This is a genomic window from Pedobacter deserti, assembly GCF_024436415.1.
Taxonomy (GTDB): domain Bacteria; phylum Bacteroidota; class Bacteroidia; order Sphingobacteriales; family Sphingobacteriaceae; genus Pedobacter; species Pedobacter faecalis.
Genome location: NZ_JAFMZQ010000001.1, coordinates 1,418,083 through 1,444,255, shown reverse-complemented (window position 1 = coordinate 1,444,255; position 26,173 = coordinate 1,418,083). Strand labels below are relative to the sequence as shown.

At 49.4% G+C, this 26,173-nt stretch carries 19 protein-coding genes; 7 read left to right on the top strand and 12 right to left on the bottom strand.

Translation table 11 applies throughout. The features are described from left to right. Window positions 1–45 precede the first annotated feature (45 nt). Genes J3P40_RS06495 through J3P40_RS06480 form a run of 4 tightly spaced genes read left to right on the top strand, consistent with a single transcriptional unit; the run spans window position 46 to window position 4,484 of the window. A complete protein-coding gene (locus J3P40_RS06495; RefSeq protein WP_256003951.1) occupies window positions 46–1,521 on the top strand; it encodes a gluconokinase in 1,476 nt (491 codons plus the stop codon). A gap of 33 nt (window positions 1,522–1,554) precedes the next feature. Continuing rightward, window positions 1,555–2,334 (top strand): SDR family oxidoreductase, encoded by a 780-nt coding sequence (locus J3P40_RS06490; RefSeq protein WP_256003949.1) that lies wholly within the window; start codon window positions 1,555–1,557, stop codon window positions 2,332–2,334. A 15-nt stretch (window positions 2,335–2,349) separates the two neighbouring features. Next, window positions 2,350–3,309: a TIGR03885 family FMN-dependent LLM class oxidoreductase gene (locus tag J3P40_RS06485; protein ID WP_256003947.1), complete on the top strand. Its 960-nt coding sequence runs from the start codon at window positions 2,350–2,352 to the stop codon at window positions 3,307–3,309. 8 nt (window positions 3,310–3,317) lie between these two features. Further along, window positions 3,318–4,484: a MalY/PatB family protein gene (locus tag J3P40_RS06480; protein ID WP_256003944.1), complete on the top strand. Its 1,167-nt coding sequence runs from the start codon at window positions 3,318–3,320 to the stop codon at window positions 4,482–4,484. Between the two features lie 165 nt (window positions 4,485–4,649). Here the strand turns inward: J3P40_RS06480 and J3P40_RS06475 are convergent, their stop codons facing one another. From J3P40_RS06475 to J3P40_RS06445, 7 genes are all read right to left on the bottom strand, one after another. Then, a complete protein-coding gene (locus tag J3P40_RS06475; protein WP_256003942.1) occupies window positions 4,650–5,417 on the bottom strand; it encodes a hypothetical protein in 768 nt (255 codons plus the stop codon). A gap of 20 nt (window positions 5,418–5,437) precedes the next feature. Continuing rightward, window positions 5,438–6,523 (bottom strand): TlpA disulfide reductase family protein, encoded by a 1,086-nt coding sequence (locus J3P40_RS06470; protein WP_256003940.1) that lies wholly within the window; start codon window positions 6,521–6,523, stop codon window positions 5,438–5,440. 9 nt (window positions 6,524–6,532) lie between these two features. Further along, window positions 6,533–7,729, bottom strand: a complete 1,197-nt coding sequence (locus J3P40_RS06465; protein WP_256003936.1) for a TlpA disulfide reductase family protein — start codon at window positions 7,727–7,729, stop codon at window positions 6,533–6,535. Between the two features lie 4 nt (window positions 7,730–7,733). Then, on the bottom strand, window positions 7,734–9,173 hold the full coding sequence (locus J3P40_RS06460; protein WP_256003935.1) for a RagB/SusD family nutrient uptake outer membrane protein: 1,440 nt from the start codon (window positions 9,171–9,173) through the stop codon (window positions 7,734–7,736). Between the two features lie 40 nt (window positions 9,174–9,213). Further along, the gene (locus J3P40_RS06455; protein ID WP_256003934.1) at window positions 9,214–12,657 is read right to left on the bottom strand and encodes a TonB-dependent receptor; all 3,444 of its coding nucleotides are present in this window, start codon (window positions 12,655–12,657) and stop codon (window positions 9,214–9,216) included. Window positions 12,658–12,872: 215 nt separating this feature from the next. Further along, window positions 12,873–13,976, bottom strand: coding sequence for a FecR family protein (locus J3P40_RS06450; protein WP_256003933.1), 1,104 nt, complete (start codon window positions 13,974–13,976; stop codon window positions 12,873–12,875). A 78-nt stretch (window positions 13,977–14,054) separates the two neighbouring features. Continuing rightward, entirely contained in the window at window positions 14,055–14,624 is a 570-nt protein-coding gene (locus tag J3P40_RS06445; protein ID WP_256003932.1) for an RNA polymerase sigma factor, read from the bottom strand. An 85-nt stretch (window positions 14,625–14,709) separates the two neighbouring features. Between J3P40_RS06445 and J3P40_RS06440 the strand changes: the two genes are divergently transcribed. After that, window positions 14,710–16,533, top strand: coding sequence for an MGH1-like glycoside hydrolase domain-containing protein (locus tag J3P40_RS06440; protein WP_256003931.1), 1,824 nt, complete (start codon window positions 14,710–14,712; stop codon window positions 16,531–16,533). On the opposite strand, the gene J3P40_RS06435 is transcribed toward J3P40_RS06440, so the two are convergent. After that, the gene (locus J3P40_RS06435; RefSeq protein WP_256003930.1) at window positions 16,510–19,263 is read right to left on the bottom strand and encodes a glycoside hydrolase family 2 protein; all 2,754 of its coding nucleotides are present in this window, start codon (window positions 19,261–19,263) and stop codon (window positions 16,510–16,512) included. The genes J3P40_RS06440 and J3P40_RS06435 overlap by 24 nt on opposite strands. A gap of 133 nt (window positions 19,264–19,396) precedes the next feature. Here J3P40_RS06435 and J3P40_RS06430 point away from each other — a divergent pair, with 133 nt between their 5' ends. Continuing rightward, complete coding sequence (locus J3P40_RS06430) at window positions 19,397–20,407, top strand: LacI family DNA-binding transcriptional regulator (RefSeq protein WP_256003927.1); 1,011 nt, start codon at window positions 19,397–19,399, stop codon at window positions 20,405–20,407. Window positions 20,408–20,418: 11 nt separating this feature from the next. On the opposite strand, the gene J3P40_RS06425 is transcribed toward J3P40_RS06430, so the two are convergent. Beyond that, on the bottom strand, window positions 20,419–20,745 hold the full coding sequence (locus tag J3P40_RS06425) for a hypothetical protein (RefSeq protein ID WP_256003924.1): 327 nt from the start codon (window positions 20,743–20,745) through the stop codon (window positions 20,419–20,421). A 273-nt stretch (window positions 20,746–21,018) separates the two neighbouring features. Between J3P40_RS06425 and J3P40_RS06420 the strand changes: the two genes are divergently transcribed. Then, window positions 21,019–22,731, top strand: coding sequence for an alpha-amylase family glycosyl hydrolase (locus J3P40_RS06420; protein ID WP_256003921.1), 1,713 nt, complete (start codon window positions 21,019–21,021; stop codon window positions 22,729–22,731). On the opposite strand, the gene J3P40_RS06415 is transcribed toward J3P40_RS06420, so the two are convergent. The 3 genes from J3P40_RS06415 to J3P40_RS06405 form a co-directional block, all read right to left on the bottom strand. After that, window positions 22,728–23,558, bottom strand: coding sequence for an MBL fold metallo-hydrolase (locus tag J3P40_RS06415; RefSeq protein WP_256003919.1), 831 nt, complete (start codon window positions 23,556–23,558; stop codon window positions 22,728–22,730). The genes J3P40_RS06420 and J3P40_RS06415 overlap by 4 nt on opposite strands. Window positions 23,559–23,570: 12 nt before the next feature. Next, on the bottom strand, window positions 23,571–24,635 hold the full coding sequence (locus tag J3P40_RS06410; protein WP_256003918.1) for a zinc-dependent alcohol dehydrogenase: 1,065 nt from the start codon (window positions 24,633–24,635) through the stop codon (window positions 23,571–23,573). Between the two features lie 106 nt (window positions 24,636–24,741). Then, window positions 24,742–26,163, bottom strand: a complete 1,422-nt coding sequence (locus tag J3P40_RS06405; RefSeq protein WP_256003917.1) for a PQQ-dependent sugar dehydrogenase — start codon at window positions 26,161–26,163, stop codon at window positions 24,742–24,744. Window positions 26,164–26,173 lie beyond the last annotated feature (10 nt).

Sequence of the window (26,173 nt, the reverse complement as noted above, 5' to 3'; positions counted from 1 at the left end):
GATTTGCCGTAATCGGGTTAACTTGCCAGGAAATCATGAAACCCGATGGAGGAATACGTTTTAGGTGTTGATATAGGAACCGGAAGTACCAAGGCCGTAGCGGTGGACCGGGAGGGCGCCATACTCGGGGCCGCAAGTCGCCTTTACGTACGTTCTCACCCCGAACCCGGAGCCAGCGAACAGGAACCGGAGGAGATCTGGCTGGCCTTCCTGCAATCGATAAAAGAAGCGATTGAACTGGTAGGCAGGCCGCCGCAGATGATCAGTCTGAGTAGTGCCATGCACAGCTTGATCTTGGCAGATCCTGAGGGAACGCCCCTGATGCCTTTGATGACATGGGCCGATGTGCGAAGTGCCGCAGTTGCGGAAGAACTGCAAAGTACGGAAACGGGGAAACGCTTGTACCGGAACACCGGCACGCCCATCCACCCGATGTCACCTTTATGCAAACTGATCTGGCTGCGACGCGAAAAACCGGAGCTCTTCGGCGCCGCAGCCAGATTTCTTTCTATAAAAGACTATATCTGGTTTAAGTTGTTCGGCCATTTTGAAGCCGACTATTCAGTTGCCTCAGCTTCCGGCCTGTTTGACCTGGCATGCTTATGCTGGAACGAAGAAGCGCTAAGGCTTACGGAAATTCAAGCGACGCAGCTGCCTGATCTTAAAAATACGGACTTTGTGAGGGATCTGAGCGATGCGACGCTGCTCTCCAGCCTGGGCCTGGATCAGCCCGTTCCTGTGATGATTGGCGCAAGCGATGGCTGTTCTGCCAATCTTGGCACTTATGTACATGGCCATGGAAAAGCGGCGCTGACTATAGGCACCAGCGGCGCAGTACGGGTAACCGGCCGGGCGCCGATCAGCGATGATGAAACCATGATCTTTAACTACCGACTGGACGAGCAGACCTATGTGAGTGGCGGTGCAGTAAATAACGGCGGCAATACGGTAGACTGGCTGCTGAAAAAATTCCTGAATGTGGAGCAGGTGAGCGACGCCGCTTACAAAGACCTGTTTGACGCCATTGAGGATGTGGAGGCAGGCAGCGAAGGTCTATTGTTTTTGCCTTACCTGCACGGAGAACGGGCACCGATATGGGAGGCCAGCGCAAGCGGTGCCTTTCTCAATATTCGCTCGCTGCATACGCAGGCGCATTTTTTTCGGGCTGGCCTCGAAGGTGTTTGCATGGCGCTCAACGACGTATTGAAAACCATTGAGGAACGAGCAGGCAGCATTGAAGCGCTCCATGTAAGTGGAGGCTTCACCAATTCCGAAGTCTGGATGCAATTACTTGCCGATGTCACCGGAAAACGGCTGCTGTTAATGCAGGTAGAAGACGCGTCGGCTGTAGGCGCTGCCTATCTGGCGATGCGGAAAATCTGGCCCGAAGCCTTTGTCCGGCTCAGTGACCGGAAAGCCGACAAAGTAATAGAACCCGATAATGTTCGCCACCAAGTGTACCAGGAGGTGTTCAGCCGATACCGGAAATCATATCATTTATTGAAAACGATCTGGGCCTGACGATGTTGTTAGTGGAAACAATAGGTATCAGATATGAAAAAAACGATTATCGTGACCGGCGCAAGTTCGGGAATCGGCCAGGGTATTGCCATTGCTTATGGGCAGCAGGGCGCGCGGGTTGTCATCAATTACCATAGCGACGAAGAGGGCGCGCAGCAAACGTTACACGAAATTGAAAAGGCCGGCGGCGAAGGTTTTATTCACCAGGCCGATGTGAGCAGTGAAGCGGAAGTTACCGCCATGTTTGAAGCTGCTATGGCAAAATTCGGCGGCTTCGAAATCCTGATCAACAACGCAGGCATACAGATGGACAACTCCTTTGCCGAGATGTCGCTCGAAGAATGGAACGGCGTTATTAGCACGAACCTTACGGGTCAGTTTTTATGCGCCAGGGAAGCGATCAGGCATTTCGAATCTAAAGAAGATACCGGCTCATGTAAGGGCAACATTATCTTTATTAGCTCCGTGCACGATATTATTCCATGGGCAGGCCATGTGAACTATGCCTCCTCAAAGGGCGGCGTGCTTATGCTCATGAAATCGCTCGCGCTGGAGGTTGCGCCCAAAAAGATCAGGGTAAACGCCATATCGCCTGGAGCAATAGCCACCGACATTAATGAAGAAGTGTGGTCGGACGAGGTACAGCGCAAAAAGCTGCTTAAACTGATTCCTTACCAACGCATCGGCGAAGCGGAAGATATCGGCAAAGCGGCCGTGTGGCTGGGTTCGGATGAGAGTGATTATGTAGTGGGGACAACCATTTATGTAGACGGAGGCATGACGCTTTACCCTGGTTTTGTAGACAACGGATAGATTTAACGCATCAATATGACAACATTTGCTTATCACGCTTCGCATGAACAATTCAGGCCTAGCGAACTGTTAAGGTATGCCGCGATGGCGGAGCGCGTTGGCTTTGACGCCATTGCTTCCTCAGATCATTTTCATCCATGGAGCCACAGACAGGGACAGAGTGGCTTTTCTTTTGCCTGGCTGGGTGCGGCCATGCATGCCACCAGTCTACCATACAGCGTGGTATGCGCCCCCGGCCAGCGCTATCACCCGGCCGTTGTTGCTCAGGCCATTGCTACCTTGGCTGAAATGTTTCCTGGAAGGTTTGATATCAATCTGGGTAGCGGCGAAGCATTGAATGAAAACATTACGGGCGAGAAATGGCCCGACAAACAAACGCGCAATGAACGCTTGCTGGAGTGTGCGGAAATCATCAGAAGGCTTTTAAACGGCGAAACCGTAAGCCACAAGGGGCTTGTAACTGTAGAAACAGCCCGGTTGTATACACTTCCCGAGCAAAAACCCAGGTTATTCTGCGCGGCAGTCAGCAAAGAAACCGCAGCATGGGCAGGCAGCTGGGCAGATGGTCTGATCACGGTGCATCAGCCTTACGAGGAACTGAAGAAGGTAGTAGATGCATTCCGCAGCAATGGAGGCGCAGATAAACCGGTGCATTTGAAAGTGCAGCTATCTTACGCAGCTACTGCCGAACAGGCGCTGGAAGGTGCGTATGAGCAGTGGCGCACCAACATTTTTCAGGGCACTGTGCTGGGCGATATGCCCACGCCCGAGCATTTCGACGCAGCGGCCGAATTTGTGAAACGGGAAGACCTGCAGCGCATGGTGCGCGTTTCGGCCAGCCTGGAAGAGCATGCCGAATGGATTAAGCAGGATTTATCGCTGGGATTTGAACGGATTGCTCTGCATAATGTGAACCGGGAGCAAGAGGCGTTTATCAGCGACTTTGGTCGGCAGGTATTGCCTCGTTTTTCTTAACTTCGGGCATGACATATGATTTCGATGAACTGATTGACCGCAAAGGTACCAGTGCCGTAAAATGGGACGCGAGTGCGGAAGAGACTATGCTCCCGATGTGGGTGGCCGACATGGACTTTAAGACTGCCCCACCCATAGTTGAGGCGCTGGCTAAGCGGGTAGCGCATGGCATTTTCGGTTACACCCTGCTTCCTGATACGTTTTTCGAAGCTATTGTAAACTGGTGGCATAAGCGGCACGGGTTCTCTATTCAAAAAGAATGGATCATACCCACCACGGGTATCATTCCGGCCTTGTCGGCCTTAATCCGATCCTTTACAGAGCCGGGCGATCAGGTATTACTGCTCTCCCCGGCTTATAATCACTTTTACGAATCAATCGGCAGTGGTAGCTGCCAGGTCATCGAATCCGAACTGATATACAGCGATGGCCGTTATACGATTGATTTTGACGACGTGGAAGAGAAAGCGCAGCAGGAGTCGACGAAAATCATGATCATCTGCAATCCGCATAACCCTACCGGCCGGGTATGGAACCGGGAAGAACTATCAAAACTGACTGATATCTGCAGAAAACATGGCCTGATCATCGTTTCAGACGAAATTCATTCAGACCTGATACATACAGGGTTCCGGCATATTCCCACTGCCGCTGTTGCCGGCCCGGAATCCGTGATTACGCTTTCATCTCCGAGCAAGAGTTTCAACTTGGCGGGACTTCAGGTCGGTTACCTTTTTACTGCAAACACCGGATACCGGGAAAGGATTGAAGCTACGTTCCGTATGCAGGACACCAATATGTTCAGCCCTTTTGCCGTTGAGGGGCTGCAAGCTGCATACAACGAAGGCGAGCCCTGGCTCGAAGCGCTAAAGGTCTATTTGTATAACAACTACCTCTATCTCCGGGAAGTATTCAAAACCAAACTTCCTGCCTTAAGTGTGCTGCCTTTAGAGGCGACCTATTTGGTTTGGGCCGACTGCCGCTCACTCCCGATCTCAACTACCGAACTGTCGGCCGCACTTCTTGAACAAGAAAAATTGTGGATTAACGCGGGCAGCATGTATGGTACGGGCGGAGAAGGATTTATCCGGATCAATATAGCCTGTCCGCGCCCCCTGCTTGAAGAGGGTTTGGACAGGCTGGTGCGAGGAGTATCAGGACGACAAAAGTCGTAACCCCTTCACGATAGTTACCGGCCACCTTGCAGCCTCCATGCTCCTACCTTGTTCGGAAATAGTCTGGGTCTGGTCTGGGCTTTGTTCGCAAAATAGGGTACCTTTTGTGGACAAGTGTTGGATTAAACCCTGATTAAGCCCGAACTTGGTGGACACCTGGTACTATCAAATGACGGTGAAGTTTATCTTATCCACGCCAATGTTACCTGTTTTAGGGTCATACGCATACACATGCACTTCATAATCGCCCTTAGCTGTAATGGGTATCGCGGCTTCGAAATTATTCCAGACATCAGTGATTTTTAAAGGTATTTCACCGATCTTCTGCCCATTATGCTTAATGATCGCCTTGGTCGTAAATGCCTCGGAATCCCAGGTGCCGCCTTTGGATATAACGCAGCCACAAGCCATGGTAATGCTCGCTTTCAAGGGCATTTTACCCTCCTTAATGGATTCCAGCCGTGTATATTGCTGTGTTGTCGGCGCAAGGATATCGACGATAAAACCCGGAATCTCCACCACGATACCGTCGCCCAGTATGTCTTTCCCGGGAATCAGCCAGGTTTGTGTAGTTATTTTTTTCGTACCGTTTCTCCGGTTAACGGAGGCGATGACCTCTATGTCGACAAACGTCGGATCTGTGAGCTCCAGCGAAGCTTCAAACTTCGAGGTGCCCGCGTCGGCAAGCTGCTGATTGCGCTTAATAGCCTCTGCCATAATCACATCGGTGTTTCCAGATCCGCCTGTTGCCATACCCTTAGCCATAACCTCACCTGTCATATTGTTCCGAATGGTTACATGTACGCCAAGCGATGCAGGCAGGAACTTAGCATCTTTCGCTTTCGCTCTTACGATGATTTTGGTTGTTTGGGCGAGGCTAACCGCTGCATAAAGAATCAGTAATATGGCTATCCATTGTACTTTCACTTGCATAGTATGGGGGGCTTAACTGCTTATTTCGCTTTTTTTCCGAATAATTCCTCAAGTTTATGATTGAGCATCTCTCCGCGGAGGTCTTTTGCGATAATATTGCCTTGAGGATCTACCAGCAGCGTGCTCGGGATTCCGTTGATGCCGTAGTACTGCGACACCTCGTTCTTCCAACCCTTAAGATCAGATAGCTGTGTCCACGGCATCCCGTCGTCTTTGATCGCTTTCTTCCAGTTTTCACCTTTATCGTCCAGTGAAATGCCGACTACCGTAAAGTTCTTGTCTTTGTAGGTGTTGTATGCTTTCAGCACGTTGGGGTTTTCGGCGCGACAAGGTCCGCACCAGCTAGCCCAGAAGTCGACCAACACATATTTGCCTTTGAAAGCAGCGAAAGTAACGGGCTTACCGTCAACGTCGTTCTGAGTAAAGTTCAGCATTGGGGTACCGATGTCACTGCGCTTTAGAACCGTTAGACGCTCGGCGAGGCGCTGACCTTCGGCCGTTGCCTTTGCCTTTGGACCGAGCTTGTTGTAGGCCGATTGTATGTCTTTGTAACTGCCCATGCTTGCACGGTCGGTAACCAGACTAAGGCTTAAGGCACTTTCGGGATGCGCAGAAATGTATTTGTCGGCCAGCTCCCTTCTCTGACGTCTGATATCATCAAGTTTCTGCTCAATAGCAAGCTGCTCCTCCTTACTCACCTTTCCGTATTTCTCGTACAATGGCATTTGCTGATCGTCAAGAAATTTCTGCGAGGCAGCAAACACATCGGCCTCTGCCTGCGTTTTAGAACCTGTGACCTTTAGGGCATATAGAGAATCTGCTGTCCCTTTTATGGAAATATTCCCGGGTTCAAGGAATACCCATGCGGCCTGCCGCGGAAACATGATGGTCACTTTTTGCGGTTCCTTGAAATTGCCCGTCCAGGTAAACTTTCCGTCCTTCGTTTGCACCGTACCCGTTTTCGTTTCTTTGCCTTCGTAGTAGTAGATGTTAACTTCTACGTCGCCAAGGCCCTTGATGTCGCCCGTTACTTTAGTCTGCTGAGCATACACTCCGCCTACTACATAGAGGAGGCAGGCGCTTAATAATGTTCCAGTTTTTTTCATGATTAAATGTTAGTTAAATATTTCTGCTAGTTTTTTATCCATAGCCTCGTCGTTTTCACCACCTCCGCCGTAGCGTCCTACAATAACGCCGTTCTTATCAATAAGTATTTTCGTTGGCAGGGAATGAATAGCATAAGCATCGCTAAGATCCGATGACCGGTCGAAGTCGTTACCTACCCGCTTAAGGCCGCGTAGTACATGACGCCATACACCTATTTGATCCTGGGCAACAGCCTTCTTCCAGGCTCCAGGATTACTGTCGTCGTCAGACACGCCTACGATCTCAAGTCCTTTATCTTTGTATTTGCTGTAGAGCGATAAGAGGTGCGGGTTTCCTTTCCGGCAGGGTACACACCAACTGGCCCAGAAATCGAGTAATATGTATTTCTTGCCGCGGTAGTCGTTCAGGTCGAGCTGCTGTCCGTTGATATCTGTAGCTCTAAACAGATTGGCCTTTGCACCCGGAGATCCGCCTTCCAGGCTTCTAAGTTCCTCAGCAATCTCTTTCCCCTGGCTGGTTGCTTTAATTCTGTCAGACAATCCTGCATAAAGCGCCTTGCCCTCCGAAAGCGGCATACCCGAAACCCTCCACCGTAAGGCATAAACAGAGTAGTACGAATCTGGGTGCGTTTTGATATACTCCATATCAATTTTGTCCATCGCTTCCCTGTACGGATCCATTTGATCTTTAATATCGTTCGCTTTTTCTTTGAGCGCATCAAGTTCCGTCTCCGATTTCCCAGCTTGTCTTGCCTCGATATAACGTTTGTTGGCCTCATCATAAGCCGCACCTATTTTTGCGATCTGGTCGAGCTGCGCTTTCTTTTTGCTTTGTAAGTCAGCATACTCCTGGTGTGTTTTTGAACCTGTGACCTTCAGATTCTTGAAGTCGCCGGCGGTCAACTCTACCGATTGAGTCGCCGGCTCAAGGAAAAACGAGCCCACATTGGGATCGTCCATGGCACGGCCAGCATTGGGGCCGATAATGTAAGCCATTGCAGGTTCACCAAGCGAACCCTTAAAGACGAAAGAACCGTTGTTTATAACTGCGCTATCCTGTACATATTTGCCATTCGCAGCGTAATTAAGTTTGATATAACCGGATGATTGCCCTTTTATCTTTCCATTAAGAACAAAAGCGTTTTGTTGCGCGAGCGCTGGCATGAAGCCAGCGCTGATAATAAATGCGATTAAATGTTGTTTCATAGTTTTAGTTTTTAGTGTATCCTGTGTTTTGCTCACCAAATAGCGGATTGTACCGGAATTCGGTTACTGGTACCGGAATGATGTACTGTATCTGACTGGTAATGCTTGGCTTCAATTGCTGAACGGTTGCGAAAGGCAACCTGAGTAAAGCCATCCACTCGCTGCCGTCCTCACCTACAAGGCTTTTCGAAGTCTCTTTGTAAATTTCTATTAAGAGCGCTTCCGGAGAGTTTGCCGCTTCGACTGCCAGATATGGAATATTATTGGTAGTCGCAGTTATTCCCGCTTTTTCCTGGATCTGGTGTACCAGCCCTTTGGCAGTAGCCAGACTACCGCCAGATCTGACGATCGCCTCAGCTTTAAGCAGGTACACCTCAGTCAGACGTATCGCATAATCTGTTTCAGTAAGCAGAGACGGCGTTCCGTTTACTAGCTGATATTTAGTAAAATAAAATGTGTTCGGCGATGAAGTTGAGGGATTAGCAATGCCAATAACCCAGTTTTGCCGGGGATCGTTTGCGTACAGGTCTTTCAATTTTGCCTTTGCAACATACAAAGCCGATGCAGATGGCCAGTATTGCCTGCTTTTGCTATAGGGATCGGAAGGCTGGAGCGCTTGTGGTTTTACGCCCAAGATTACTTCTTTACTAGCCAGACCATTTTTATGAAATATGTCCTCTGCAATTGGCTCCAGTACAAAAGGACTATTTTGGATGATGTTATCAGCAAGGCTTATCACCTCGGCATAATCACCTTGCTGCCCCCGATTGATTAATACCCGCATTTTCAAGGCCATAGCCGCCCATTTGGTGGCATAATGATTTGGGTTTGTTGACGGTGCATTTGCAATGGCTTCATCGAGGTCGGAAAGGACAAAGTCGTAGCTTTCCTTTACTGTACTGCGCTTTTTAGCAATATTCGTCAACGTCGATAGCTCGTCACGAAGTAACACACCTTGGGTGCTGCCTATTTTGTACCACTCTGCGTAATAGCTCAGTAGCTTAAAATGGGAATAAGCCCTTATAAACTTGGCTTCGCCCAGGATTTCCTTTTTCCGGTTGCCTGTGAAAGCGTTATCTGGCAGCGCATTGACTCCCTTTAATACGCCATTTGCAGCATTTAGAGACCGGTATGACTCATCCCAAAAAGTTCCTGAAACGCTCAAAGTCTGATTATCTTCCTGTGGTAGCTGACCAAAGCCGTAGCCAAGGTAGCCGGCAAACATGGCTGGCGTGATCTGATGCATTTGCCAACCGGTTTTTATATTGGTTGCGTTGGCAAAGTTATAGTAGGCGCCGTTTAAAGCAATCTGAGCAGTAGCCTGATCCAGAATCGTATTTGATTCGACTTTAGCATTTTTTGGTAAGGCTCCAAGTTCCTTTTCACAGCTGTAAATCACCGTCAGCATGACGGCGGCTGTAAGAATTTTATATAATATTTTCATCTTCCATTTATTTGAATGTAAATCCACTCTTGTCTCTTCCCTACAAGCCAACACGTACGCCGAAACTGAACTGTCTTACGTACGGGTAACCCCCTGAATCGCTATAGCCGCCGATTAAACTATACGGATCGTTGCTCGTTTCGGGATCAACACCCGGATAATCCGTAATTGTGAACAGGTTGGTTCCCGAAACGTAAGCCGAGATGCCGTTTACCTTTAACCGGTCCGTTAAGCCCTTTGGAAACTGGTAAGCAAGCGTTACGGACTTTAGCTTTATAAAAGAGGCATCATAAACATTATTACTCGCTGCATAAGCATAGGTGCCCTGGCCCTGGATTAATCGCGGCCTGGTGGCACTGGGATTTTCCGGCGTCCAGCGATCCAGGATCGCTACACTTTTGTTAGTGCGTTTTGCCATATCCTGGTTTTGCACGTCAGCGAGATAGAAAATATCCCCACCGTAGGAGAAGGTAGCGAGAGTAGTAAGGCTGAAATCTTTGTAGGCTAACCTATTCGTGTAACCGCCGTAATACTTTGGCTCGGCACGCCCAATGATATCATCCTTAAAATAACGTATTCCCGGAACACCGAAAGCATTGTCGTCAAGAATATAGCTGGCGTCGCCAATTCCTAGATAAGGATAACTTCCGGCCAGTATGTTCCCTTGTTTATAAGCGTCTACCTCAGCCTGGGTAGTCAATATTTTATCGAATACCCGTCCATACAACAACCCGACAGGTTCACCTACTTTCAATACGGTATTCCCGTAGTTATATATCGTCGGATTATTCGGATCAGCGAAGTCGTTTGACAGTGCCAGAACCTTGGAACGATTTCCAGACACATTCATTGTACCCGACCACTGGAAGTTCTTGTTACGAATAAAATCACCGCTCAGTTCTACTTCAAGACCTCGGTTACGGATATTCGCAATATTTGCGGTAACACCGTTGAAACCGGAACTCGCCGCAACGGTTGTAGGGAACAAGACTCCTGTGGTCGACTTTTCGTAATAACCGACACCGCCGCGCAGCCTTGCATTGAAAAATGCAAAGTCAATTCCAGCATCTTTCTGCAGTGTAGATTCCCATTTCAGTTTATCATTACCGAGCTGACTGGGCGACAAGCCGTTCAGCCCTGCATAAGATACGGGTGCATACAGCGTGTAGAACAGGTTGTCTGCAATGTTTTGCGTTCCAGTATATCCAGCGCTTGCACGGAGTTTTATTTCACTGATCCAACTGATCTCCTTTAGGAAGTTTTCCTGTGAAATACGCCAGGCGACACCGCCAGAAGGAAAATATCCTACACGGTTTGCTTCAGGAAATTTGGATGACGCGTCTGACCTCCCTGTAAAAGTAAACAGGTATTTGTCCATCAGGCTGTAGTTAGCCCTCATGTAAAAACTTAGTAACGAGTTCTGGTCTGAAGTGCCGGTAGCAGGCAGGGTTACAGCTGCCGACGATAGATTGTTCAGATATGTGTCATCCGGGAAACCCTGTCCGCTTGCAGAAAAAGCGTTTGATTTGGTGATCTGCCAGGAGGTACCCACCAAAAGGTTAAGACGGTGGTTCTCGTTGAACTCCTTGTCCCAGGTCAGCGTGTTTTCAAAGAACGTATTCGTTTGCTGGGCCTGCGATTGCGTGGCGGTACCGTTATTAGAACTTCCCGTTCCGTTTGGTGTAGCTATGGAAGCCGTGCTTGGAATGTAATTGTTCTGACGGTAATTATTGTAATTCACCGCCACGGAGCTTCTGAATTTCAGATTGCTAAGAATATCATATTCTCCCGCGACATTTCCGATCAGGAATATGGTGTTCGACTTGTTTACGCCTTTAGTGAGCAATAAAGGATTTTGGAATCCCTCATAGGCGTATGCACCAATTGATGCGGGATCAATAACCTTGACACTTCCATCTGCATTGTATGGCTCTACAGTGGGCGGTGCAAACATCGCCTGCGTATAGATACCATTGGTAATGTTGTTTGTCATGAAGCCATAGTCGAGATTCGTATTAAACCGAAGTTTAGAAGTGATGTCGTTATCCAGGCTCACTTTACCAGCAAGGCGGGAGTAGTCGGTACCAATAACAGTACCCTCATTCTTGTTGTAGGTTATGGATGTGTAGTAGCGTGAACCTGTTCCACCACCCCTCACCGAAACATCGGCATTTTGTGTAATACCGTTTCTCAGCACAAGATCCATCCAATCCGTATTGGCTGTCCCAAAGAAATTTGGATCGGTGAGAATCTGCGTTGCGAGCGGATTGGGTGCCAATGCAGGAACAAGAGCTGCACGGGCATTATTCAGGTTTTGGGCAGCTTCCTTTACCAGCATAATATATTGGTCACGGTTCAGCACCTGCTCCTTTTCGGGACTGCTTATCGCTGTGTAATAGTTGGCTTCCAGAATTGGTTTTTGATTAGCCTTGCCCTTTTTTGTGGTAATAATTACCACACCATTCGCTGCGCGCGATCCGTAGATGGCCGTTGCGGACGCATCTTTCAGGATGTCGATGGTCTCTATGTCGTTGATATTCAGTCCACCCAAACTGTTTAATCCCCGGGCAAAAGATCCGGCAACAGTAAAGTTCGGGTCGTCGTTACCCCCTCTTTCTACCGGGCTAACAATATCCGCTGCGCCCGCCTGATAACGATTCTGCACCTGAACCTGCACCCCATCAATAATGTAAAGCGGGTCATTTCCGCCCATCAACGAAGTTCCTCCCCTGATACGGATCTTCGCTACACCTCCAGGTGATCCGTCTGCCTGTACCACCTGTACACCGGCGGCCTTACCGGTTAAGGCCTGATCTATGGTCGCGAAAGGCACATTGCGTACCTCATCTAGGTTTACAGATGCCACAGAACCCGTCAGATCCTTTCTTTTGGTAGTTCCATATCCTACCACCACAAGATCTTCCAGGTTATTCTGGCTCAATGTCATGGATACCCTCATATTGGGGGTGGCGCGCAGCTCCTTCGTTTCGTATCCCACATAACTAAAGACCAGAATCGTGTTCGCGTCAACGTTGATGACGAAAGCGCCCTGATCGTTGGTACGGACACCCCTGTTAGTCCCTTTTATTTTAACTCCGGCACCCGGAATCGGCTTGCCGCTTTCATCGACCACTACACCCCGAATGTCTTCAGCCGAAAAAAGTTGGCCTATCTGGTCGAGTATAGAGGGTTCCCTTTTTGATACTACCACCGAATTTTTCAAAACGGTATATTCAAAAGGTTGTCCTTCGAAAACCTGCTTCAGTACATCTTTCAGCTCGGTATTTTTTACGCTGATACTTACAGGGTTTGCATTTCTCAGGTTGCTGTTGGTGAACAGGAAATCGTATCCACTTTGCGCCCTGATCTGATCGAGCACCTTTTTTATAGGGGCATTTTTTTCTGAGAGCGTAATCTTCTGGGCATAGGTACCTGCGCTAACCTGCAGGATCGCTGCAATCATGATCAAAGTGGTCAGCTTCATAATGAGCAGAATTTTAGGGAGACGGCACAAAAGACCCCTACCCCTTGTGGTGTAAATATTGTACATTTGTTAGTTGGTTTTACATGGCTGGCCATCATTTTCGAAGATGGGAGGGCCAGTCAATAGTTGATCGTTCAGATTAGTTAATGTTAAGCCAGTTATTACGCCCCGGTTCCTAGGCCGGGGTGCTTTTTTACTGGAATTACCATGTAGAATTATCTCATAACGGTAACCCTCCTTTCCTCAATCTTAAAATGAACGGTTTTGGTTGTTTCGAGCATGGCCAGCACATCGCTGATTTTTTTGAACCTAGAAATTGTTCCCGTAAAACCTTCATCGGTGATGTCGCCCTCGTAGGCGACATCTATATCGTACCATCTCGCCAGCTTAGACATGATGTCTGTAATGCTTTCATTGTTAAACCGGAAATAGCCATCTTTCCATGAAACTGCTTCCTCCAGATCGGCTTTTGCCTGGCTCAATTGGCCACCTGTTAAAACGGCCTGGTAGCCCGGAGTTAAAATAAGCTCGCTATTGGAGGCAGTAACGCGGACGCTGCCCTCCAACAAGGTGGTTCGTATCGATCTGTTTTGTGTGTAACTGTTGATATTGAAGTGTGTTCCCAACACGCGAACTTCCTGCCCGTTCGTTTTTACCACAAAAGGTCGGGCCGGGTCTTTTGCCACTTCGAAGTAAGCTTCGCCGGAAAGCTCAACAATGCGGCTTTGATCATTGAAATACTGAGCGAAAGTAAGTTTGCTTTCCGAGTTCATTACCACCAGCGTGCCATCAGACAATTGAATCCTGTACGTGCCACCGCGCGGCGTTTCCGCAGTGATCTCCTCCGCAGAATCAGGATCAGCAGTCGCATTTGGACCACCTACCCTTGCACCATCCGTATAGGTTAATCCTTCAGCCCCGATCACTACACCAGCCTTAACCGAGCTGAGGTTCAGCGTATCACCGTTGGCAAGCGTAAGCACAGCCAGGTCTCCTCCCGGGGCGATATCCTGTTCGGGCGTTATTGAATCCTTAATGCCTTGTGGAGCAGATCCGTAAAAATAAATACCTGTGCTCAGGACCAGAAAAACAGTCGCCGCAGCCGCAACACGCTGCAGCAGCCTTATGCGCCGCCCCTTGTCGAGATAAGCATTCAGCCGGTGCAGACCCGCATCGTGCTCCGCCAGCAAGTTTTGTTCACTTAACCTGGCGCCTTCTGGATACTTGAGGTACCAGCTTTCTACCAGAGCACGCTCGGAAGCACTTGCCTTGCCGTTGTTGTATTTTTCAATTAACTGATCTGCCTCTTCTGATTTCATAATAATAGCGCGGGATTACGCGCTTTAATGATAAGACACGGCAAACCACTCCAGGGACTAGATAAAAATGAAAAAAAATTAAAATAGCAACAAAAGCCCTTTTTGGCCCAGTTTACCACGGAGGATTTTAAGCGCATTATGCACCTGATTGCGCACGGTGTGCGGTGATATGTTTAGCGCTTCCGCTATCTCCTGGTGACTCATCTCCATCTTCCTGCTCATTTCAAATACCATCCGCATTTGAGCAGGCATTGCCTCAATTTCTTTTTCAATTAGTCCCCGCAATTCTTTCTCTTGAAACTGCTCTTCTATGACCGTCTCCCCGCGATCAATAAATTCCTGCAGCGAAGCCGTAAAGTTGTCCCTTACCTTCTTATTCCTGAACAGATTGAGTACCCTGTTGCGCACTGAAGCATAGAGATAGGCGGATAGACTGGTATTGAGTTGAATTTGGTGCCGGTTTGTCCAGAGGTAGACGAATAATTCCTGTATAATGTCACGTACCTCCTCGCGGTCGGCCAGCCTGCGGTAAGCGTGGCTATAAAGAAGCCCCTGGTATCTTCTATATATTTCATTGAGCGCGCCGCGGTCATCCTGCTTTAACAGGTTCAGCAACTGCGCATCTGTTTGTGAACTATAAACACTCATAAACTTCCAGGGTAAAGCTAGTAAAAAACCATCCTTTTTTCCTGCTTTTGTGGTAACTTGTCCTGCTAATCAAACATAACACCAAATGTTCAGGATTTCCTCTTATATCATATGTGCGCTCGCTATTATCGCCCAAATGTTCGGTTTCTCGTTTTCAGGTTCCGGTCAGGACAATACCATATACAATGCAGAACTGCGCAGGTTAAAACTCGAATCGCAGAACCAGCTGGGATCGCAGATAGATCAGTTCAATGCCTACAAAGAAAGACCTGACTCTGACGGCCCCTACAATGCCACAAACAATAAGGCTTTCCTCATGAATAACGTTCCGCTGTTCATGAGCTCCGACAGCGTGATCTCTAAGGTGTACAACTATCGCTGGTGGATGATCAGTAAGCATCTTAAGGAATACCAGGACCCGTACGACAATAAGAAGTACTGGGTGGTGACAGAATTTTTCGGTGTTAAACCCTGGGCTTCGCTGAGCGGCGCGATTACCTGTCCGGCTGGCCACCAGTTTTACGATGTACGCTGGCTGCGTGACGAAAAGTATTTAAAATCTTACGCCGATTATTTCATGAGCGGGTCGGCATCTAAGCTGAACCAGCGCGAAAACGGCAACTTCCTTACTTACCTGAGCAGACCTGAAAGCCATCATTTTTCCAGCTGGATGGTGAACGGTGTGGATGCCTATTTGAAGATACACCCCGATAAACAGTGGCTCCAGCAAATACTTCCCGACCTGGAGCGTCATCAGCATGGCTGGGACAGCCTTTTTACCGTAAAAAATACTGCGGCTAAGACAGCAGGCATGTACAAGATACTGGACTTATATAACGGCATGGAGTTCAGTCTCTCGGCCGTGATGGGACTTATAGCGAGCAAAGGCCCATACAGCATTTACACGGATGAGACCTGGAGAGACTATTATCTGGGCTGGGGAACCACTGACAAAGCGGCACAAACGGAGCAGGCGAAACTATACCCAACGGCCTTCCGTAAAGGATATCCGGATTATTATATGGTGAGGCCTTCGCTGAACGCCTATATGTATGGCAATCTGAAATCTTTGTCTGATCTGTATCAACTGGACGGAAGAAGCGGTAAATCGGCTGAATACCTTACAAAAGCGACCCAACTGCAAAGCAAAGTGCTGACTGTATTGTGGAATGAAGAGGATCAGTTTTTCAATTCCTTAAGTGCGGGGGATAATGAGTTCGGCACGGGCGACTATGAGGCCCGCGTCCGCGAATCCGTTGGCTATTCGCCCTGGTATTTTAACCTCATCCCCCCTTTCAGCTACCAGAAATATAGCAAGGCATGGGAAATGTTTTCTTCGCCAAAGGGCTTTTACCACGAAAAGGGCATGACTACTGCGGAAAGGCAGCACCCTTATTATAATGAACAGGCTTACGCCTGGAACGGACGGGGCTGGCCCTATGAAAACTCGATGGTTTATAAAGGCTATGCAAACTACCTGAGGGACTATAAAAAGAACGCATCGGCGAAAGAAAAGGAGTTACTGCTCGATTATATCAGCAAACTCGCTGTAATGCACGGCAAGGAGCCCAACATCGGCGAATGGTACATCCCCAGTAACGGCGATGGCTTTGGCGGGGAGAAAGACTATTTCCATTCGAGTTTTCCGGACATGATCATCGAAGACCTGATCGGTTTTAAGGCATCACACAGCTCCAGCTTTGCCGTGCAACCTTTGTTGCCCGACAACAGCTGGGATTATTTTTACCTTGGCAACCTTCGTTACCACGGACATGATGTTGACATCATCTGGAAAAAGGACTGGGACACAGCCAAACCCGGCAATCAAAGCAGATTATGCGTTTGGATAGACGGCAACCTCCAGTCGCAGGCCACTACCTATAAACTACCGGCCAAAATGAAACCATAGCGTCCGCTTTATCCGCTCCGCTTTTGCTTCATTCTTCTGACCCTCCGGGCCTGTGGATCTTGCTGCGTGGAATTTGTTGCCGATCGGATTAATAGCATCCAGAAACCCTATGCTCCCTTCCGGAAAGACTGGTCCGACGTTATTATTCAGGACGTCCTTTTCTTTCGCCGGCCTGAGCATTTGAAAAAAGACATCTTCATCGTTGGAGTACACCGTAAACGGCGACTCCTTGGTCTGCACCGTTACCCAGCTTACCTCAGCATGGTAGCCCTTAAACTCAGGATACTGCCAATGCTCTCCGGTGACGGTATTGTTATAGGTTTTTTCCCATACGCCCAATTGCTGACCCTTCATGCGGTTTTTCCATACGCGAAAAGGTCCGCGCCCGCGCCATTTCATACCGGTGATCTTTTCCTCGGGATAATTAAAGGTTATACCGCTAAAATCCGCAGCGTCCGGCCGCCCATATTCATATTCGAGTTTTGCAGGTGTACCTGAAGCAAAAGTCCATTTAACATGCAAAGCACCTGTACCTCCATAAGTCGCTTCAACCACGTACTGGCCATCAACTTCATGATGGGAAAACTGCTTCAATACAGCTGCGCCGCTTGCAAGGACCGGTCCGCCCGACAAGGACACAGTTCCTCGTTTTTTGAGCACCTGGCTGATATACCCGGTTACCTTGTCGAATACGTAGGTAGTGCCGTTGCATAGGATCCGAAGATTGTTGCCCTGATCTTCTGCCTTTAGCTCTGCTGGACGAGCGGACCTCGCTTTCTGAACTATCACCTCAGCTGGCTTCAGCGCCCAGCTCCAGGTAAAAATCTCTTTTTTATCGGCCCCATAAGCAGTTAAATACAAGGTGCCGTAGTTTCTCCATGAGCCCGGCAGGTTCAGTTCCAGCCAGCCCTTTTCCCCCGGTTTTACATTCGCCAGCTTAGGATAACCCGATGCCCTTACGATAGGCTCCGTACCTTTCTTGTCTGCTGCAGGAAAATCGACCAGTTTCCACTGGAAGGTGCATTGATTGAGGTTCGTAAAGTCGTACCTGTTCTCTACCTCTATTTTACCTGAAAAGTCGGCCCCGATCTTGCGAAGTCCCACGTAGACGGGCGACCATATTTCCTTAATGGTATAAAAGCTGCCCTCCTTTTCACGGTGCGGACCAACGATGCCATCGGCTCCATGATTGCCGTCGGTATCGTATGCGCCGTTCTTATCCGTCCGAAGGATCGCCTCATCTACAAATGCCCAGATAAATCCGCCTGCGCCATGCGGGTGCTTCAGCATCTGGTTCCAGTAGTCGTCCAGACCGGCCCCCACTCCTCCGTCGTACAGGCCATGCATAAACTCGGTTGGGAAAAATACCTCTTTGCCGGTGGCAGCAGATTTTACCATGTAATCGTAATCGGGATAATGACGCGTATCTGTTCCGTTAAACTTTTCCCAGGGATGTATTACGGTCCGCTTCTGCGGATCGTACCAGGCATAGTCGTTATCGAGTGCGCGGTTGAATCCACCCTCATTACCATTGGCCCAAAACAGGATGGACGGGTGGTTAACATCCCTTACAACCAGTTCCTTAACCAGCTTGCGACCGGCTACGGTGTCATATTTCGACTGCCAGCCTGTAAGTTCGTCTATCACATACAGACCTACAGAATCGCACACGTCCAGAAAATCCTGATCCGGCGGATAATGGGACATCCGCACCGCGTTCATATTCATTTCCTTCATGAGGCGCACATCCAGGAGATGGACGCTATGGCTGAGCGTGCGACCACTCTCAGGCCAGAAGCTGTGCCGGTTACTGCCTTTAAGCAATATCTTTTCCCCGTTTACATAGAGTCCGTCATTTTTCCTCAACTCAACTGTTCTGAAACCAAACTTCTGTTTAACCTGATGGATAATCTGCCCTGCATTTTTTATGGTCACCACAACCTGATACCTGTTGGGGAACTCGGCACTCCACAATTGCGGGCTATTTAGTTGCGAGCGCAGTACGACCGAGTCGGCCGTATTCCCTGCATTGGCAGAAAATGACGCGCCCGCGGCCTTGCCGTTCAGGGTTTGGATTTGCGCCTCAATAGTTTCTGTACCATTCAGGTTTTTCGGAAACACCTGCATCTCAAAAGAGCCGTCGGCCTTAGCATTTATCGCTACCCGGTCTATAAACTTCTGCGGCACAATTTCCAGGTAAACAGGTCGGAAAATTCCGCCCAGGATCCAAAAGTCGCTTTTCCGCTCCGCCTGGTTCACCGAGGCATTTGCCGATGTTTTGCTGACCGTTACTTCCAGCAGGTTTTTACCTGACGGCTTCAGCAAATCGGTAATATCATATTTGAAGCGATAAAAAGCGCCTTGGTGAACCGGCCCGGCCGTTTTGCCGTTAATCATCACTTTGGTGTCTGTCATGGAACCTTCGAAGACAATAAACACCCGCTTTCCATCCACTTTACCGGTGCTGAACTCATATTTATACAGGCCCTGTTCATTGGACTTTACCTTGTCGTGCCCATAATTATAGGAACCAAAACCCTGCAATTCCCAGTTGGACGGCACCGGTATTTTTGTCCAGTACCCGCTTTTTCTGCCATCGGTGCAGAAGAAGTCCCAGTTCACCGTATGGTCTTTATCTTTACCTGAGAGGTATTTAACGATTGTGGTTTGCGCCACTGCTGAGGAGCAGGCCAGGATGAATAATATTGCGGTATAAATTCTTCTCATCATCGATACGTTTATCGCAAGATTAAGAAGTTCGGGCCTACAAAGCAAAAGCCGGCCTTGATAAAACTACGCAATCGTTCCCGGAAAAGTGATGATTCAAGCGCCATAGTGCCATGATTTTTTCTTATACTTGTTTATGTTCCAGGCAGCAACAATCAAGCAAATTGCTCAGGCCTTGTCGGTTTCCCCATCTACCGTTTCGCGGGCGCTGACCGACAGCCATGAAGTAAGTGCCGAAACAAAACGGCAGGTGCTTGCTTATGCAGAAAAGGTAAACTATCGTTCTAATCCCGTTGCACGTGGTTTGAGAAATAAGAGAACCAATTCCATAGGTGTCTCGGTGGCCGACATTGCCAACAGCTTTTTTTCCCAGGCCATCAACGGCATCGAGTCGGTTGCTTACGAGAGAGGCTACCATGTGATCATCACGCAAAGCCATGACACTTACCACCGCGAAGTGATCAACGTAGAGCACCTGGCAAACCGCTCGGTTGATGGCCTGCTGATCTCCATGTCGTCGCAAACAACAGACTACAGCCATGTAACAGACCTTCATCAGCGCGGCCTGCCCCTAGTCCTGTTTGATCGGATTATCCCGGAGATGCAAACCTTTAAGATAACTACAGACAACGTGAGGTCGGCCTTCGAAGCAACTGCCCTTCTCATCCAGAAAGGATATCATAAGATTGCGTTTTTAGGGAATGCCCCACATCTGTCGATTACACAAGAACGCCTTCAGGGATATTCAGATGCCCTGGCTGCACATAATCTAACGCCTGAGCAGCATCTCGTTAAGTACTGCTACGAAGGAGGAAGAAATCAGCATGAAATAAAAGCCATTGTACAGGAACTGCTGTCGGCACCATGGGGAACTGAGGCGCTTTTGATTGCAAGTGACCGGATCAGCACCGAGACCGTCCGGGTTTTAAGTATGCTCGACGTGCCCCGCCCCTTAAGTATTATAGGCTTCTCCAACTCGGAGGTGATAGACCTCCTGTCGCCAAGCATCTCCTACATCCGCCAAAATGCATTTGAAATGGGCAGGATCGCTGCCCAAAAACTCATCACGTTGATTGAAAGCAAATACCCGGTTTATGAATTTGACACAACTTTACTGAGCAGTGAGTTACACTGGGCGGGTATCTGAACGCGGAGGGTTTAAACACCCGCCAGCGTGATCAGCAATATAGAAGCGTGGATCAGTAAGCTCAGTCCGAATACAAATATCGTTGTCCTTGTTTTCATACCGCTCATATTACACACAATGTTTACGAAGAAGATAACCATGCTTGCAGCCAGACAGGGAAGTACATGTCCGCCTAAAGCGTACACCGCCACAAAAGTAAGCGGCACGAGAATGGTTGCATGAACCAGAATTGAGACAAGGAACCAACCCAGATGGTACTTTTGCTGACCATCAGCGAATTGGTTATATCTGTGTATTAAAGAAACTGAAGGTGCTGTTGTTAATGCTAGTGTTGCCATGATGTTATTGATTTAATAACTCAAAGATCAGGCTCTTGCGACTCGCCCGCCATGACATCTATCACCAGCATAGTAGACGCTGGTTATAACTTTTAGTGATGAGGGTCACGTAAGCAACGTTAAGTAAGTACTACGCAGTACCTGCGTGAAATTGCTGTGGGGTAGGGTAAACACGTGGAACTGCGTGAAGTACGCGTTCTGCGCCTTTGAGTAAACTATGTCTCATCTGACAGGTTGGTTCAAATGTTGGTAAAACCTATTGAATATCTGCACATGAAAAAACTAAGCGTTTCCTATCTGTATCTGCTCCTGTTCATACTTCCTTTTTTGGCTGCCGGTTGCCATGAGGCTCAGCGTGATTCTGACGGGGCAGACACGGCAACAACGGCGGCCAACTGGTACGCGAACGCCATTATCTATAATCTGGATGTGGAGACTTTTAAGGATAGTGACGGGGACGGCTGTGGGGATTTCAGGGGGCTGACAGCCAGGCTTGACTATTTGAGCGGACTGGGCATCAATACGATCTGGCTTGCACCTTTTCAGCCTACGCCAGGGGACGATGATGGTTATGATATTTCTGATTTTAAGGGCATTGATGAACGGCTTGGGACCATGGCCGATTTCCAGGCTTTTATTGAAGCTGCGCGTGAGCGAAAAATCCGCGTGATCATGGATATGGTTTTAAACCACACTTCTATTGAACACAAATGGTTTAAGGAGGCACGCAGAGATACGAATTCTACCTATCACAAATGGTATGTGTGGTCGGCCACCAAACCGAAGGACTGGGACAAGGGCATGGTGTTTCCGGGTGTGCAAAATGAGACCTGGACCTTTGACGAGCCGACAGGCAAATACTACTTCCATCGGTTCTACAACTTTCAGCCCGATCTGAACTATGAAAGGGAGGACGTGCGACAAATGGCTTTTGATGTACTGAGGTACTGGCTGGCTAAGGGTGTAGACGGCTTCCGGCTGGATGCGGTTCCTTTTATTATCGATAAACCGCTTACCAGTTCCGATAAACCTGAACATATGTTTGAGTTGCTGACCAAAATTGGCTCGGTGGTAAAGAAAGAAAAGCCTGATGCTGTGTTGCTGGGTGAAGCGAACGTTACCGCGGAAGAAAATGCGGACTACTTTGGGAAGGATGCAAACCGCATGCAGATGATGTTCAACTTTTACGCGAATCAGTACCTGTTTTATGCACTGGCAAAGGGCGATGCTACTGGTCTTGCTGAGGCCCTGGAAGATTTCAGGGTCAAGCCTAGGGCGGGTCAGTGGGCTTTCTTCCTCCGAAATCATGATGAGATAGATCTTGACCGGCTGAAGGATTCGGAGCGCAAACTGGTGTACGAGAAGTTTGGACCTGAAGAAAGCATGCAGTTGTACGACCGCGGTATTAGACGCCGGCTGGCGCCGATGCTTGCGGATCCCGCGCTGATCAGAATGAGCTACAGCCTCTTGTTCTCGTTGCCGGGTGCGCAGATGATCCGCTACGGGGAGGAAATTGGTATGGGCGACGATCTTGCACTGAGCGAACGCCTCTCGGTGCGGACACCGATGCAGTGGAATACCACGGCAAATGGAGGCTTTTCGACCGGTAAGAAAATGATCCGGCCGGTGATTGCGTATGGCGACTACAGCTATAAGCAGGTCAACGTAGCGCAGCAGTTATCAGACTCCAGTTCATTGCTAAACTTTATTAGATCGCTTATCGAACTGAGAAAGCGTCATGAAGAAATCGGGTTGGGTAGCTGGAAAGTCGTGGAGACGGGCTCAGCGGCTGTTTTTGCCATCGAGTACAGGCATGGCAACAAGCGACTGGTTGTGGCGCATAACTTTGGCGAAAAGTCGGTGCATGCGGATTTTGGAAAGACGCTGAACAAAGAGTCAGGTTTCAAAGCCCTCTTTGAGCGGCCTGCCGGGCAGGATCCATTTCTGCTTCCCGCCCGCGGCTTTCAATGGTATGAACTGGACTAGCCGGTATACTTTCCGTATGCCGGTCGGGCAATCTTGTCGAACTCAGCCGCTAGCTTCTGTAGTCCGGTCCTAAGCTCCTTGCCTTCCATAAACTGACCGTGACCTGATATCATCAGGCTTGGGTTCAATCCGGCCAATGTTATGGCAGACTGCCTGGCGGCATCCCAGTCGGTAGTAAGGTAACGCGGCGGGCCGTTTACCTCTTCTTTTTGAAGCAGTACTTTGTATAAGGAATCCTGTCGCACGGTAATTACGGCATCGCCGCTGATGAGCACGCCATCGTCTTCGCGGTAAAATGCCACATGACCAGGCGAGTGTCCGGGCGTGCTTATCCAGCTCCACTCGGGGAAACAGGGCATACGATCGTGATGCGGCAATTCGTGCAGCGCGGAGGCTACGTTGGTTGCTTCGTGCGGGTAGATGGATGCGATTTTTGCAAGTAGGCCGCCTTCTACTGAAGGATCGGGCTCGGGATAAGCGTGCGACCCGTTTAGGTAAGGAAACTCATTGATGTGTGCGTATACCGGGACCCCCCAATGCTCGAGCAGATAGGTAAGTCCGCCTACATGGTCAAAATGTCCGTGCGTGAGTGCTATACACTTTGGCGGATTGTCTTTTCCGAAACGCTCTTCAGCAACCTTTAGAATGGTAGGGCCGCTGCCTGGCATTCCTGCATCGATAAGCACCCAGTCGCCCCCCGGCCTGCCCACCATGACCACATTCACAATCTGGTTGGTGTAGTAATAAATATCTGGTTTTACTTCCTTGCCTGAACCGGCTGAGACGGAGGTCATAGGAATAAAGTGGTTGTCTTCGCTCTGTTTCATAACGATTGATGTTTACATGGTTAGCGCCACGAAAACTGCACCGGTCTCGTCCTTTTTCTGCGCGGTTTCGAAGGCTTTGTTAATTTCATCGAGCGGAAAGCTGTGCGTGATCATTTTCCTGGCGTTGAGTTTTCCTTTGGCCAGCAGATCGAGGCAGATCTTCATTTCAGGATAGATGTCCCAGAAAGAATAGCTTGCGCTCGGAATAAGCTGAATCTCTTTCATCTGCAGACTTTGCCAGTCGATCTCCATGGGCATCTTGCCTTTTTCAAATCCGCCTACGATGACCACCTTGCCGCCTATGCGGGTCAGCTCCACCGACTCAGCAAAGGTTTCCTGCATGGATGGTCCGCCTGCACACTCGAAGGTGATATCGGCGCCGCGATCGCCTGTGAAGGCCATGACGCGCGCGCGTACGTCTTCCTTGTTGCTGTTCACGGCTTCATCTGCACCCAGTTCGCGCGCCAGTTGGAGCGACGACTCTACGACGTCGATAATGAGCACATCAGCTCCGGACGCTTTGGCGAGCTGCAGTTGCCCCAATCCGATAGGTCCTGCGCCAATAACAACGACCTTATCGTTGATATGCAGGCCGCTTAGATGCTGTGCGTGCAGACTTACCGAAAAAGTATCCAGAAGTGTGGCTTCTTCGAAGCTTACATGGTCCGGAAGTTTATGAAATTTCGTGGCCGGTCCGATAAGGTATTCCGCGAAAGCGCGTGACACGGTTTCCATACGAACGTTATACAGGTTTGGGCATAAGTTGTACTGCTGAACCCGGCACCAGTCGCAGGTGCCGTCGCCCAGCAGGGTTTCGATAACGACACGGTCGCCTGGCTTCACATTCTTTACCTCGGGCCCTACTTCTACCACCTCACCGGCGAGTTCGTGGCCCATGATTTTACATTCCAGCTCTGGCTCATGTTTTTCCCAATGACGCAGATCGGTACCACAAATACCCGAGACCCTAACTCTAGCAAGCACCCAGTCGGGCGCCGGAATTTGCACCCGCTCTACTTCCTTGACCTCGAATTTGCCTTCCGCTGTTTTGAGCGCGGCTTTCATTGACTCACTCATGTTTGCCTTATTTGGTTATACATATCAACCTGATCTGCCGCGGGAAGGTTTATGCGATTAACAAAACCAGTAAAAGACGTGCCTGCGGCGTGAAATACCTGTATGCTTATCTGGACTGGTACGTCAGCTCGATAATACAGCCGCGGCAGGCGACCGACTTTGGATTTTCGGCGGATGGTCCGGAGGTTACCGAGGCACTGTCGGTAGCCAGATAAATCTTCTCGCCCGCCGCCGACACCGTGACATCGCGATAGCGCTGCCGCCCTTTTTGATATTCGAAAACCTGCTGACCTGCTATCTTTCCCTCATCGTTGAGTTTTAGCCGGAGCAGCGTGCCGCCTTTGAGTGTCGCTATAAGCAGCGAGCGTTTCCAGCCCGGGATTACATCTTTGTCGTACACCTCGATACCAGCTGGCGCCCATGCCAGCCAATCCGACTTTCCGCCACTATTGATCTTTTTGAAAAGTGGCTTCAGTGTATCGGCTGGCACTGGATAAAAGCTCTTGACTGGATCGCGATACGATGACCCGATCTTGCGGGCGTTATCCTGCTCTGTGCCGATTAGCGGATAGCTGGTGTGCCATGGCCCAGGATAGTCCTGGTTAGAAGAAACAGAAGCGGCGAGACCGCTGTAGTTGCCGTCGGCATACCCGATAACAAGCGGATGCCCGTAGTTTGCGCCACGCTGGATCAGGTTGATCTCATCATCGGAATAAGGACCGTGTTCTGATGCATACAGCATGTCGGTTCCCTCAATGTTTGCCGCTGCCAGACCTTGCGGATTGCGATGCCCGACCGTCCAGACCGCACTCCTGCGCTGCCCGTTAAAGGGATTATCAGACGGGATCCAGGCATCTTCCCCACTCGATTGAGCCGAAGGCTCCAGATGATAACGCAATATCTTGCCTTCATAAGACGAAACATTCTGGGCGTAATTTGGCGCTCCGCCATTTTTGAACTGCCCGGAACCCATGTCGCCAACGCTGTAAAACAAGTATGGAAGGCCCTTTTCACGGGCAATGGCTAGTCGCCCCCCGTTGTGATCATTACTGGCGGGAATGGAATCGCATATGGTTTGTCCCTGCTCCAGCATCTGAGAACGGGAATTATACTGGTAGCGCGCCAGCCTCACCAGGAAGCGGTTGCCCTGCAGATGTTTGTAGGCGTAGGCGAGGTAGACATAGGGCGTGCCACTGCCCATTTCGGGGTGTAGTGCCATGCCCATTAAGCCCCCCTGGGGCCACGGTAAGTTTTCGCCCTTCTTAAATTGTCGCGCTCCGGAAAGATCGAGCACGACCTGCTTATTGCCACTTGCCACATGGACGCGAATTACCCGATAGGCTTTGGCTTCCGTAGCCCAAACATAGTTATCCGGGCCCATCACAATCTCCCAGGGATCACTTAATCCCGAGATGACGACACGTTCGCTAAAAGATACGTCTTGCTCAGGCGCGTCGAGGGCCGGGCGGACGTAGCCGACCAGGAGAAGGAGTAAAAAAACAATAGAAAGGTATCTGAATATGCGCATAGGTATGATT